This window comes from Eubacterium sp. An3, assembly GCF_002159465.1.
Classification (GTDB): Bacteria; Bacillota; Clostridia; order Lachnospirales; family Lachnospiraceae; genus Anaerobutyricum; species Anaerobutyricum stercoris.
In genome coordinates this window covers 97,652-110,274 of sequence record NZ_NFIR01000001.1, presented here as the reverse complement: position 1 = coordinate 110,274, position 12,623 = coordinate 97,652, and the positions used below count along the sequence as shown (strand labels likewise).

Below are 12,623 nucleotides of genomic sequence, written 5' to 3'. Positions count from 1 at the left end.
TTACCTTTCTGCGCTCCCCTCCTAATCATCCAGCCGGCAGCTCATATCATACCACTGCTCGCCGCCCCAGACTGAATCCGAGATTCCCTTGTTACGGAATCCCATTTTCTCGTACATTTTTATTTTTCCTTCCAGGCAGGTGAGCGTCACCTGACATCTTTCCTTCTCCTGCTCTCTCTGGAGATATCGACGCATCAGTTCTGTTGCAAGGCCCTGTCCCCGGTACTCCGGCAGCACATCAAGACCCAGCAGCATGATGTGCTTTCCGTCCGGCTCGTAGAGATCCGCGTCGATGAAAAACTCGTCCCGGAACCGGGTCTCGCTGGTGGCAAGACCGTTTAAGAATCCGGCAATTTTCCCTGTGTTCCTGTCCACCGCCACCAGAAACATCTCCGGCGCTTTCGCCACCCGCTCCAGCATCATCTTCCGGGAGCACGCCTCGTTAGGAGGGAAGCAGATTCGCTCAATCTCAGCGGTCTGCTCTCCCTCCTCCGGGAGAATGTCCCGGAATTCAAATTTATCGTGCAGCTTTTCATTTTTCATCATTTCATTTTGTATTGTTTCCATATGCCTGTACCGCTTAATAGGCCGCAAACTTTTTCTTGCTGCTGACTCTTTTCAGCTTGAAGGTCTGTCCGCCTGTGCTGATAAATCCATAGTCAGAACCCGGTGTTCCTGATGTCTTTATTTTCACCGCATTCTTTTTAAACTTCATCACACCCGTTCCACTGTAACCCCATCCTGCTTCTTTGTAAGAAAATGTAACCGTATTACCTTTTCTCCTGCCCACGATTTTGTTAGTGGCTGATTCCCGGAACGGAAAGCTGCGGGCGTACTGAATCTGGAAGACAACCTTGTTCTTCTTAATCTTCCTGATCACTACTGTCCGGTAGGAATCCGCTCCGGCTCCCACAAAATGCTTCTCATAGGTTCCCGTACGCGGTGCGGCAAAAGCCGCCGTGGACGGCAGGATGAGAGCCGCCAGCAGGAAGGCAGTCAGCAGATACGTTCTCATGCGTTTCGTTGAATTTCTCATTTTTTTCATATTGTTCCCCTTTCTACTTTTTAAAACTTGTTCCATTCACACCTTACTCATATTCTATCCGGCCCTCCATCATGAGTATTTGTTCACCCATCCGGGACAGTTCGCCGAGAACCGCCCGGCGGCCGGCGGCGGTGCGGTGCCAGCCCTCCCGGGTAATGCCGTCGATAGCTGTGGGATGGACGAGAATCTCCACCTCCGGGAAGACCAGCGAGTAGTAAAAATGCGCCCGGCGGGCGTGGTGGGCCTTGCAGCAGAGGATGGCCCGCCGAGGCAGTCCTCCCCGCTCCCTGAGGAGCAGTTCCCGGGTCTTTTCGGCATTTTCCAGGGTGTAGGTAGCTTCCCGTTCCGGCAGGACAGCTTCGTCCGGGACGCCGTTTTGACGGAGGACTTCCGCCAGGAAATCCGCTTCGCAGGCAAAGTCTGTGCCATAGCGCTCCGCGCCTTTTGCCACCCCCTGAAAGCATCCGGCGGCTTTGGCATAGCGTCCCGACGGAATCAGCAAAGTTGCATAACCTTCCCGGTAAAGCCGGGCGGCTTCTTCCGTGTGTTCCGGCCGGGCACAGCCGGGAATAAAGATGACGTCCGCCGGCGCCAATACATTTTCCAGGAAAATGTAATTGGTGATGTCCCGTATTTCTTTTTTATCCAGATGGTACATGATTCTTCCTCCGTTTCATTTTTACTGCCATGCGCGCAGGTTATTTCCGCGGCTCCTCCTCCTTCTTTTTCGCAGCTTTATTCTTCCAGTTCTTCTTCTGCCCCATCCATTTATTTTTCCACCGCAATTTCTGATGATCTTTTTCGTACATCTCCCTCTCTCGTTTTCGCCGGATTGCCTGATAATTAGGCCGCAATGTACGTACCAGCAGATGATAATTCTTTTTATTTTCCAGAAAATAGTTGACTTCTGCGCCATAAAATACCATTGACATACAGAAATGCAGCCAAAGCAGCAAAATCATCATACCGGACAAGCTTCCGTAAATATAGGAAAAATTATTAAAATTACCAATATAAAAAGAGCAGCCCGCTGACACCGCAATCCATCCCACTGCAGCTACCAGAGCGCCCGGGAGCTGGCGTCCAAAACTGACGGTTTTCCTATTTGGCACAAAACGATACACAATCATAAACAAAAGGGTAAGAATCACAATGGTAAACATCGTTCTTTTATGGATAAAATATCCTGCCAGCGCTTCGAAAGCAGGGAAACGCCCGCAAATATAGTTGTACAGCACATTTCCAAACACCCACAGAAGCAGCATTGCGATAATCAGGATCGCAAATACGATAGTATAGAAAATACTGAAAATCCGAAGTACAATGTAATTTCTGTTCTCATCAATATCATAGACAGAATTCAGCCCGATTACAATGGAATAAACTCCCCGGGAAGACGACCAGAGAGCCGCGATGACAGAGAGCGTAAACACGGAGGCGCCCGTCTTCCGGTAAATTTCATTGACGATGGCCCGGATCAGCGATTCCCTCTCAAAAGAGATCACCTGTGTCAGTACGTTAATAATATCATCCTTGGAAAACGGCGCAATCTTGGTCAGCGTCAGAAAGAAGATCAAAAATGGAAACAATGACAACAGCATAAAGAATGCCGACATGGAGCCAAAAGCAGCCACATGATCGTCATTGCATTTCTTGATAAAATCCATCACCAGCGCATATAGATTTTTCACCCGTTTTGATATGCTCATCCTTTTCCCCTCAAAAATCTTCTGCGTTAAAAATAAGCCGCCTCATAAAAAATGAGACGGCTCTGAAAACGTTGGCCCAAAATGCCGTGTCCTGCGATTTTGAGTCCTAGCCTAAGCCAGGTGGGTAACCTCATTTGAATCTCTGACTTCCTCCGTTAAAAAACAAGGCCTGCCATCCTTCCAAAGATTTGGTTTCCCAAAATCAAAAATGTAGGTTCAAAATAGCAGGGGTTCTCGAACATCCCAGGCTTCTTTACAAATACTATAACTTAATTATATACAAATTTCAAGAAAAAAATGTTGGCAGGTTTCCCCATATTTTTATTCCAGTATCAACCGGCCATTTTTCACATGGTAATCTCTGTTCCGGTGCCTCAGAAGAACTTTCTTCATATAACGAAGCAAATAGTCTTCCCCACGCTTTGCCAGCATAGTCAGCAGATATCTGGCAAGAAAATCGCTCTCCTTATGAATAAGCATCATATCTTTTCCGTTCACATAATACTCCAGAGCGCTGCTGTCATTATAATCTTCTTTCATATAATTTTTACTGGCACAGATACGGTCGATCACCATCTCCGCCACATATTTTTTCGGCATCTTCATCCCCACCAGACCGCGGGGACTGATACTGTAATCAATCCAGTACTCAAAATGATGCTGATTTCTTCCTTTGTGATGCAGCCAGCCCCGGGAATACCCTTTAATCTCTTTCTCCCTGTTGATGGGACTCCGGTTTCCCTGATAATAAATAATACCCGGTATAAACTCTATGGGATGGTATTTCGACAGATCATGACAGATGCCCTGCCAGTATAACCCCACCTTAAAACAGGTTTTTGTCACTAACATTTTATGATGGTTGATTGTCCTTAAATGACCGAAAAAATCCATAACAAACCTCTTTCTTTATATGTCCGTCTTTTTTTCTAGTATATCATTTTTTTGATACTTTACAAACGTATTTTTTCGTGGTAGACTGCATGAGATAAGAGACAGTTCGTTTGTACCATCCTGTCTATAAACAAAACCAGGACAGCATTTTCATATTTGACATTTCAAGTGCTGCCTTCTGGCAGTTCTTTTTTTATTTTACATTTGGAGGAATTTTACATGTACATTTTAGAAACCGAGCAGGCTTTTGATTCTGCACATTTTTTGAGCGGCTATGAAGGCAAATGCCGCAACCTCCATGGACATCGCTGGCGCATTGTGGCGCGGATTGCCGCAGATCATTTAAGCGAGGAACGCCAGACCAGAGACATGGTCATTGATTTTGGCGATTTCAAGGATGCCTTAAAGGAACTGACTGAAACACTGGATCACTGTCTGATCGTTGAGACAGGCTCACTCCGCCCAAAGACCATGGAAGCATTGCGTGAAGAAGAATTCCGTATTGTAGAACTTCCATTTCGCCCCACAGCCGAGCAGCTTTCCCGATATTTTTATATGCAATTGAAGGAACGCGCTTTTCCTGTATACAATGTCTCTGTTTACGAGACTCCTAACAACTGCGTCACCTATCAGGAGGCGTAGAACAGCAGCCGCCTGATCTCGCTACCTGCGGCAGAACGGAGAGAAAAATGAATGTGATTTACCCACTTGCAGAAAAATTTATCAGCATAAACGGAGAAGGTCCGAAAGCCGGTATGATGGCTGCTTTTCTCCGCATGAAAGGCTGTAATCTGTCCTGCAATTACTGCGATACCTCCTGGGCCAATGAATCGGACTGCCCGACGGAGCCGCTGACCGCCAGAGAGATTCTTCACTGGCTGAAAGAAAGCGGCACTGTAAATGTAACGCTGACCGGCGGAGAACCTCTGCTCATTCCCCACGTCTCAGAGCTCATCGAGGCTCTCGGCGAAGCAGGTTTTGCAGTGGAGATTGAAACCAACGGCAGCGTGCCTCTCGCCCCATTCTGCGAACTTTCTCATCGCCCGGCTTTTACCATGGATTACAAATGTCCGGACAGCGGTATGGAGGATTACATGCGGTTGGACAATTTTTCTCTGTTGACAAAAGACGATTCTGTGAAGTTTGTTGTCAGCAGCGAAAATGATTTGGCACGGGCAGAAGAAATCACCGCCGGATATCATCTTACAGAGCGGTGCCGCGTGTATTTAAGCGCTGTATTTGGACGGATTGAACCCCGGACAATCACCGAGTATATGATTCATCATCAGTGGAATGATGTCCGTCTTCAGCTTCAGATGCACAAATTTATCTGGCCTCCGCAGCAGCGGGGCGTTTAACGCAGTCTGTTCTGACTGCACCATGATTAAGGAGGAAATGCAATGGCAATCGATAAAGAAGCGATTCGGGAACATATCCGGGGAATTTTGATCGCTCTCGGTGATGACCCGGACCGGGAAGGACTGAAGGAAACCCCGGACCGGGTGGCAAGAATGTACGAAGAAGTCTTCGAGGGAATGAACTATTCCAATCACGAGATCGCCGAAATGTTCAACAAATCATTTCAGGACGATTTGTCGGTAGAACCGGACAGAAAAGATATCGTTCTTGTCCGGGATATCCCGATTTTCAGTTACTGCGAGCATCATATCGCTCTCATGTATGACATGCACATTTCCGTGGCATACATTCCAAACGGACGGGTTCTCGGACTGAGCAAAATTGCCCGCATCTGCGACATGGCGGCGAAACGCCTGCAGCTGCAGGAACGTATCGGCTCCGATGTGGCGGAAATTATGACTGAGGCCGCCGGCACCGCCGATGTAGCGGTCATCATCCATGGCACTCACAGCTGTATGAGCGCCCGGGGCATAAAAAAAGACGCCGCATCCACCGTAACCACCACCCTGCGGGGACGGTTTGAAACCGACGCAGTGCTTCAGAATCAGCTTTATATGATGCTGGCCGCAAAATAATCTTACTCCCGGCTCACGCATTTTAAATATACCGTATAACAGAAAGGAAATGCATCATGCAGGAATTGAAAAATAAAAAAGCCGCTGTCGTTGTATTCAGCGGCGGTCAGGACAGTACCACCTGTCTGTTCTGGGCTATCAAACGTTACGAAACAGTCATCGCACTGTCTTTTGATTATCATCAAAAACATGCTCTGGAACTGGAATGTGCCAAAAAGATCTGTCAGGATCATGGCATTGAACATCACATCATGGATATGAGCCTCTTAAATCAACTGGCTCCAAACTCACTGACCCGCAGCGACATTCCTGTAGATGAGGATGCCCCTTCCGAAGGAACGCCAAACTCATTCGTAGATGGCCGGAACCATCTGTTCTTATCCTATGCCGCTGTTTTTGCCAAACAGAGAGGAATCACCGATATTATTACCGGCGTATCTCAAAGTGATTTTTCCGGCTATCCGGATTGCCGGGACATTTTTATCAAATCATTGAATACCACCCTGTCCCTGGCAATGGATTATCCTTTTGACATCATCACTCCTTTGATGTGGCTTGACAAAAAAGAAACCTGGGCGCTGGCCGACGAGCTGGGCGTATTCGATATCATCCGCAATGAGACGCTCACCTGTTATAACGGCGTCATCGGAGACGGCTGCGGACACTGTCCTTCCTGCAAACTGCGCCGGAAAGGACTGGAAGAATATCTGGCATCCAAAAGCGTCCGGTAATCCCGGACATATAAAGGGAGCCGCTGCAAACACCACATGCAGCGACTCCCTTTCTTTAGTTTTTATGTATCCTGCCGCACCCTCATAATATTTCTGCCCGGCCTGGACTTCTGACCGGCCTAGAGTTTCGCTCCCTCCAGACTACGTGAAAGGACATCTCTCATCGCCTCCAGAGCCTCTTTCTCATCCGGCCCGCTGCAGACGCATAATATTTTATCCCCCTGACGAAAAGTACCGCTGATGAGATTGATAATGCTTTTGGCATTTACATCCATGTACTCCGTCTTAAAATGTATTTGCGATTCAAACTTATCCGCAAGATTGGCAATGATGTTCGCAGGCCCCAAATGAATCCCCTGCTCATTCATTACGGTCAACTCCGCCCGTACCATATAGTTAATACCCCTCCTCTATCCATACATAATGATATTTTATCACACTTCCATAGGGGTTTCAATCAACTTACGGGAAGTTTCCCGGCTAAGATTTTCTATTTTTTCTTCCTGCTTTCAGCTTAGTGCTTCTATGATTCTTTCCATTGTCAGCGCATCCGGCATCGGAGCTACCTGCGTGATTTCTTCCGCAATGCCGGTCACTCCAAAATGTCCCACATCAGCCGGAGCATCATAAAGCCCCGTCCGGAATCCATGTTTTTCCCAGGCAAGCCGCTGCACATCCTCATCCAGCAGCGCGTCTATGCCTGCTGTCCCCGTCTCGTCAAGAGCAATATACACATGGGAAGACCATACGGTCGGCGTCGGATACAGCATCACTATATCTTCTTTTACCTGTTCCCATGTATCTGGATTTTCCACCGCAAACTCCAGAAGCTGACTTTCATAGCCGGCAATAAGAGGTTTCGCTCCCATACCTGTCTTTAAAAACTGATCAAAAATATCTGACGAGGAGCTCTCCATGTAGCCGAGCTTTTGGAAAATGCTCTGAAGCCGCGGAAGAATTGTATCTACTGTGCTCTCATCGGCTACCCCTCCGCACAGAGTATTTGCCAACAGTCCTGCAAACATATTTCCGGAGTTGGATTTTGTCGGATCTGTGGTTCCCACCGATACATTTCCATACAGCTGAGGAAGCCCTACATCCGCCCATGACCTGTCTGACTCGATACATTCCGTCAGCTTTGCCATATCCACATAATATACATCATCCGTTATCGCTGCTATGCCCTCCGCTGCCAGAGCGTCGGCCACCGCTTTTCTGGTATATAGTACAATAGGCGTGTTGAGTACAATTTCACTCTGCACCGGCTTCCCGTGGGCCTGCTCATAAAGCTCCAGCGCAGTCTGATTGGAAGGAAAGAGGAAATTTCTGCCCGTCAGGTCGGCCGAGATCATATCAATGGATCCGGCTCTGGCATAATCCATGGTCAGATGATACTTCTGTTCAAAAATCTGCTGTACCTCTTCATCTTCCAGCAGACCAATTTTCTCTCCACCGACAAAACCGCTGATTTCCGTGGCCGTCTGTCTTCCGGAAAATAAAGCATAAGCAGCCGCAGCGATGATGACGATCGCCAGAATTCCAAGCCCCGCTAACTTTGTTTTCATTGTGCATCCTCCCTTTTTCTCCCGGTCTTTATCTGCAGTCCTTCTTCCATTTTTATGGTTTTCTCCAGAAGAGCGATATCTGTCTCCACATCCAGCAATTCCCCGGCCATCAGATGAGTGAACTGTTTTTCAAAGGCGTGATTGAGCACCGGCAGCGCCTCCGCCGTCCTGTAAAGAATTTCCGAAATCTCCTCTGTGTGAAGCCCCGTTTCCTGAAAATCAATGTACCGGCTCATAAGTTTCGCCGCCGTATCCAGATAATAGGTGAAAAAACGCCGGGCCTGCCGGATCTTGTCAGGATTCTCCTCCAGATAGTCAAGAATCCTCACGCCTGTTTTATGGAGCGCTTTCGCGTCAGAACGTACAGTATCGTCTGTGATAGCGCCTGCCGCCTCATTAAGTTCTGCCAGATCCCCGCGCGCCTCCCTGAGAAGCTCTTCCCTCTCGTCCTGTTCCAAAAAGACAGTCTCCTGCTTTCCGGTCAGCTTTCCCGCCGGTTTGCTGAGCAGCAGAACACCGGCGTAAACGCCCACACAAAGCAACGCGCTGACCAACAGACTCCAGTGCAGCACCAGAAACAGTACAAGAAATGTCATGGCCGCTGCCACCACCGATACGATCACTCCTGGTATATCTCTCATTAATTATACCCCCTGACACTCCGGAATGCTTCCGTCAGATTCTCCCTGCCGTCGAACACGCGAGCGTTGGTATAATCGGCCAGTTGATGCAGCTGCGTCTCATCGGCATCGCCAAACATGATAGAAAATACCGGTACCTCCGCTCCCAATTCTTCATAAGCCTGCGTAAAGTCTTCAAAAGAACCGCCGGACTGCCCGTCGGTGAGAAGGATAATGGCCGGCGTATACTGGGACAAATCATATTCTTTCAACATAGAAAGTCCCTGTATGGCCGCTTTATACATATCTGTGCCGCCGCCCACCTCCTGCTTCCTCACTGTATCATAAAGATTTTCTATCTCACTGCCCGCACCCACTGCCGTGTAAGTATCAATAACACTCCCGCTGAACGGAATCAAAATATTCACCTCATCTTCCGACGCCTGGAGATAATTTTGCCGTGCATTCTCCTGAATCAGCAGCTGCTCCATGGCGTTCACCAGCTGTTCATTGCCTTCCCCTTCCATACTGCCCGAATAATCCAGACAATACACGCTTAACGACGGCTTCTTAAAATCCGTCTGATACATATTCAGGCACTCCTGCAGAACATCCGCTGCAGGCATTCGGATCGGCGACAGCACCCGGTCCGGCTGCAGCCCCCAGTCTGTGCGGAACACATCTCTATTTTCCTCAGATATCCCCGTATAGCCGGAACGGCGTCCCGTCCGCTGAATCTCATTCTGCGCCTCATCCGACAGCAGATATTCCTGCAGCTTCAAAAACATTTCTTCTTTTTTGTCATCACCCTGATCCACATAACCCAGCGGCGAATCGGCCAGAGACAGACCGTCATAAGGATAGACCACATAGAGTGGCTCCTCTCCCCGCTGTTCCAGCTCTTCATTGGCCTGTATCATCAGGCACTCATAGTTGACCATGGCATCATAGTTTCCTTCCAGAAACATATCCTTGAGCCAGTCGGAACTTCCGGAAGAACGATCCACACCAGAAAGCAGTTCCCGCATCTGTGTTTTCAGCTCCTCGCTCTGCAAATCTTCCGAGGTAATCACCTCCGGATTGCCCAGAAGGGCATAGAGAAAACCGATATAGGCGCTGGCGCCGGAATTGGACTGGGTAGCGCTGGTCATGCAGAAACGAAGCTTTCCGCTCTGAATGGCTGCCAGAAGATCCCCTACGGATACCTCACGGCCCACAAATCCCAGTTCCTCTGCAAGATTTTTCCGTATGCCGAAAACCACCGGAGAAATGGAAACAGATTCCGTATGCTGCACCCGATGTTTTGTATCCCCCATAGTCAGCCAGATGCTGCTGGCCGGCCACACGGCGTCATAATCGATCTCTTCGCCTTCCAGCAGCCGCATGATATCCAGTGATCCCTGATAACTCATTTGAATCTCTATGCCTTCCTGCTCTGCAAACTTCTCAAGAATCGGCTCCAGCTCCGCATTTTCGGAACCAGAAATAATTCTGAGAACAGAACTGCTGCTGCCAATCACACGATCTGCAGAATCACTCTGCCCGCTTCCCGGTCTACATGAAGTCAGCAATACCAAAGAAATTATACTCACCAGAAGCAGCACCGCCATAGATTTTACCGCTTTCATTTCCATCCCTTTCCTTTCCTGCATACGCCCATTCGCTGTGTTTTCATCGCTCCCCCTCCTCCTCAGGATTGATGAAACACCCCCATTTTAACTGTTTTTTAACATAACTATACCTCTTTCATGTAAAATCCGGCATCTGTTTCAGGTGAGTTCTGTGTAAAGTTCTTTCATAATCAAGAATCCCTCCCGGTCAGACAGTTCTGTCAAAATTACTGTCCGATCCGGAAGGGATTCTCCTCTGCGTCAATCACCTATTGATCGATCACTAAATATCTATGCATTTTTTATGGCGATCACTTCCACCTCAATGAGCAGATCCTTCGGCAGTCTCGCTACTTCCACGCAGGAGCGTGCCGGAAACGCCCCGGTGAAATAGGACGCGTAGATTTCATTGACCGTGGCGAAGTCATCCATATTTTTGATAAAAACGGTAGTCTTCACCGCCTGATCCAGGCTGCTTCCGGCATCTTCCAGCAGACCTTTCAGATTCTCAAATACCCGCTTTGTCTGTTCTTCGATGGTCGCTCCCGCCTCTCCGGTCTTCGGGTCCACGCCGATGACGCCGGAGGTATAGATCATCCCATTAACCTCGATGGCCTGAGAATACGGCCCGATGGCCGCCGGTGATTTTTCTGTTGCGATTACTGTCTTATTCATGATTATCATCCTTTCTGCTTTCATTCATTTCTGTCTTAGTTGTTGTGCGGGCGCGGTCAACCGCTACTCCAGCACAAATTCCTGTCCCGGCGCTGTGATCTCCATAATCTGTCCGGTGAGATATTTCGCATCATTCTTCACTTTATATTCCCGGATCATGCGGTAATTGTTCCAGCAATGCATCGGGAAAATGTACCGGCTGCGCACCGTTTTGAGAAAATAGTCCATCCCCCACGTTCCGGCTTCTTCCTGCCGCGGATCGAGAACCACAAAAGCGCAGTCAAATTCTTTTCCGGCCAGATATGTCATCTCTTTCTGGAAAGCCTTCCGGTGCCACTCATTATCCTCGTCTGGGTCTCCCGGCCAGTGCCACCAGTGGAGGTCCCCCGCATGGTAGATACTCCGGCCGTCTGCCTCCACAAGAAATGCGACTCCCTCATCGGTGGAGAACAGCGTCTCCACATGGGCTCCGTCCACATCCAGGCTTTCATGGGGCGACATGAAATGTACATTTTCCGCTTTCGCCCAGCTCCGGGTACTGTCCTTTATATCGGAAGACAAAATGTACTGCACTTTTTCACATTTATTTTCCAACTTAAATATCGCGTCGGAAAAATGGTCTCTGTGTGCGTGCGAGGCAAATATATACAGTTCCTTTTTATATTCCATGAAAGGGATTTCTCCTTTCCAGTAGTCAAACAGCATATAGCTGCGCTCCGTCTCCACCAGGAAACCGCTGTGGTATAAATAGGTGACCTTGAACTTCTTCTCCATCTGTTCTCCTTTCCTGCCGCCTGCGCGGGCAACGAGCCTCTTTCAGGACAGCCCTTTAACCCTTCACATTCTCTTTTATGATCTCCTCCTTGAGATTCTCCCGGAAAACCCCTTCCCGTATCATGGCGATCTCCTGCCGGTACGGCGGACAAGAACGCTTCTTCGTTTCCGGGTCCGGAATATATGGCGTCTCCAGGATCTTCGGTATATCCTCAAAGTCTTTGTGGTAAATAACATTTCTCAGGCTGTCAAAGCCAATCGTACCAAAACCGAAGTTTTCATGCCGATCTTTGTGAGCGCCCAGAGGATTTTTGCTGTCGTTGACATGAAAAACCGCAATCTGGTCTTTGCCGATGATACGGTCGAACTCATCCATGACCTCGTCAAAATGATTCTGTACGTCATACCCGGCGTCATTGGTGTGGCACGTATCAAAGCAGACCCGCAGACGGTGGCTGTTTGTCACGCCGTCATAGATGCGGGCAATTTCCTCGAAGGTCCGTCCAATTTCCGTTCCTTTTCCCGCCATGGTCTCCAGGGCGATATTGACGCTGCCGTCCTTATCCAGCACTTCGTTGAGTCCTTTTATGATCTGCGCGATACCGGCGTCCACCCCCGCCCCCACATGGGCTCCGGGATGGAGAATCAATGTATGACAGCGCATCGCTTCCGTGCGCTCCAGCTCCAGCTGAAGAAATTCCACGGCCAGCTCATAAGTTTCCGGTTTTACCGTGTTGGCCAGATTAATGATATACGGAGCATGTACAACGAATTCTTCGATGCCATTTTCCTTCATCAGGGAAAGTCCCTCCTCGATGCGCAGCTCCTCGACAGGCTTTCTCCGGGTGTTCTGCGGAGCGCCCGTATATATCATAAATGTGTTGGCCCCGTAGGAAAGCGCCTCCTTCACGGAGCCCAGAAACATTTCTTTTCCGCTCATTCCTACATGGCTTCCAAGTTTTAACATAAAAACCTCCTGTACTTTTTCTTCTGGAAGATTATTCAT

The 12,623-nt window shown here is 48.7% G+C and carries 16 protein-coding genes and 1 other RNA gene; 4 read left to right on the top strand and 13 right to left on the bottom strand.

Annotated elements, in window-relative coordinates; genetic code table 11:
- Positions 1 to 21: 21 nt before the first annotated feature.
- From B5F87_RS00535 to B5F87_RS00510, 6 genes are all read right to left on the bottom strand, one after another.
- Entirely contained in the window at positions 22 to 567 is a 546-nt protein-coding gene (locus tag B5F87_RS00535; RefSeq protein WP_242964198.1) for a GNAT family N-acetyltransferase, read from the bottom strand.
- A gap of 13 nt (positions 568 to 580) precedes the next feature.
- On the bottom strand, positions 581 to 1,045 hold the full coding sequence (locus B5F87_RS00530; protein WP_087275295.1) for a hypothetical protein: 465 nt from the start codon (positions 1,043 to 1,045) through the stop codon (positions 581 to 583).
- Between the two features lie 43 nt (positions 1,046 to 1,088).
- Positions 1,089 to 1,703 (bottom strand): YdcF family protein, encoded by a 615-nt coding sequence (locus tag B5F87_RS00525; RefSeq protein ID WP_087275293.1) that lies wholly within the window; start codon positions 1,701 to 1,703, stop codon positions 1,089 to 1,091.
- A gap of 40 nt (positions 1,704 to 1,743) precedes the next feature.
- Positions 1,744 to 2,754 (bottom strand): YihY/virulence factor BrkB family protein, encoded by a 1,011-nt coding sequence (locus tag B5F87_RS00520; protein WP_087275291.1) that lies wholly within the window; start codon positions 2,752 to 2,754, stop codon positions 1,744 to 1,746.
- 69 nt (positions 2,755 to 2,823) lie between these two features.
- A non-coding RNA gene (gene ssrS, locus B5F87_RS00515) (6S RNA) lies at positions 2,824 to 3,007 on the bottom strand.
- A 68-nt stretch (positions 3,008 to 3,075) separates the two neighbouring features.
- Positions 3,076 to 3,648 carry a DUF5662 family protein gene (locus B5F87_RS00510; protein ID WP_087275289.1) on the bottom strand — a complete coding sequence of 191 codons (573 nt, stop codon included), beginning with the start codon at positions 3,646 to 3,648 and terminating at the stop codon, positions 3,076 to 3,078.
- Positions 3,649 to 3,867: 219 nt separating this feature from the next.
- Between B5F87_RS00510 and B5F87_RS00505 the strand changes: the two genes are divergently transcribed.
- From B5F87_RS00505 to queC, 4 genes are read left to right on the top strand one after another with little or no spacing between them, the layout of a single operon-like run.
- On the top strand, positions 3,868 to 4,290 hold the full coding sequence (locus B5F87_RS00505; protein ID WP_087275287.1) for a 6-carboxytetrahydropterin synthase: 423 nt from the start codon (positions 3,868 to 3,870) through the stop codon (positions 4,288 to 4,290).
- A 47-nt stretch (positions 4,291 to 4,337) separates the two neighbouring features.
- Complete coding sequence (queE, locus tag B5F87_RS00500) at positions 4,338 to 5,006, top strand: putative 7-carboxy-7-deazaguanine synthase QueE (RefSeq protein ID WP_087275285.1); 669 nt, start codon at positions 4,338 to 4,340, stop codon at positions 5,004 to 5,006.
- 42 nt (positions 5,007 to 5,048) lie between these two features.
- Positions 5,049 to 5,642, top strand: coding sequence for a GTP cyclohydrolase I (gene folE, locus B5F87_RS00495; RefSeq protein ID WP_087275283.1), 594 nt, complete (start codon positions 5,049 to 5,051; stop codon positions 5,640 to 5,642).
- 56 nt (positions 5,643 to 5,698) lie between these two features.
- Entirely contained in the window at positions 5,699 to 6,373 is a 675-nt protein-coding gene (gene queC / locus B5F87_RS00490; RefSeq protein ID WP_087275282.1) for a 7-cyano-7-deazaguanine synthase QueC, read from the top strand.
- 119 nt (positions 6,374 to 6,492) lie between these two features.
- On the opposite strand, the gene B5F87_RS00485 is transcribed toward queC, so the two are convergent.
- The 7 genes from B5F87_RS00485 to B5F87_RS00455 all read right to left on the bottom strand — a co-directional run bounded on the left by B5F87_RS00485 (position 6,493) and on the right by B5F87_RS00455 (position 12,584).
- The gene (locus B5F87_RS00485; RefSeq protein ID WP_087275280.1) at positions 6,493 to 6,765 is read right to left on the bottom strand and encodes an HPr family phosphocarrier protein; all 273 of its coding nucleotides are present in this window, start codon (positions 6,763 to 6,765) and stop codon (positions 6,493 to 6,495) included.
- Between the two features lie 117 nt (positions 6,766 to 6,882).
- The gene (locus B5F87_RS00480; protein ID WP_087275278.1) at positions 6,883 to 7,938 is read right to left on the bottom strand and encodes a substrate-binding domain-containing protein; all 1,056 of its coding nucleotides are present in this window, start codon (positions 7,936 to 7,938) and stop codon (positions 6,883 to 6,885) included.
- On the bottom strand, positions 7,935 to 8,579 hold the full coding sequence (locus B5F87_RS00475; protein ID WP_087275276.1) for a 5-bromo-4-chloroindolyl phosphate hydrolysis family protein: 645 nt from the start codon (positions 8,577 to 8,579) through the stop codon (positions 7,935 to 7,937). Before B5F87_RS00475 ends, B5F87_RS00480 begins: the two co-directional genes overlap by 4 nt.
- Positions 8,579 to 10,192 carry a VWA domain-containing protein gene (locus B5F87_RS00470; protein WP_204246024.1) on the bottom strand — a complete coding sequence of 538 codons (1,614 nt, stop codon included), beginning with the start codon at positions 10,190 to 10,192 and terminating at the stop codon, positions 8,579 to 8,581. The genes B5F87_RS00475 and B5F87_RS00470 overlap by 1 nt, the downstream gene beginning before the upstream one ends.
- Positions 10,193 to 10,459: 267 nt before the next feature.
- Positions 10,460 to 10,843: a RidA family protein gene (locus tag B5F87_RS00465; protein ID WP_087275272.1), complete on the bottom strand. Its 384-nt coding sequence runs from the start codon at positions 10,841 to 10,843 to the stop codon at positions 10,460 to 10,462.
- Positions 10,844 to 10,906: 63 nt separating this feature from the next.
- Positions 10,907 to 11,617 carry an MBL fold metallo-hydrolase gene (locus B5F87_RS00460; RefSeq protein ID WP_087275270.1) on the bottom strand — a complete coding sequence of 237 codons (711 nt, stop codon included), beginning with the start codon at positions 11,615 to 11,617 and terminating at the stop codon, positions 10,907 to 10,909.
- A 55-nt stretch (positions 11,618 to 11,672) separates the two neighbouring features.
- Positions 11,673 to 12,584: a deoxyribonuclease IV gene (locus B5F87_RS00455; protein ID WP_087276078.1), complete on the bottom strand. Its 912-nt coding sequence runs from the start codon at positions 12,582 to 12,584 to the stop codon at positions 11,673 to 11,675.
- Positions 12,585 to 12,623: the final 39 nt, after the last annotated feature.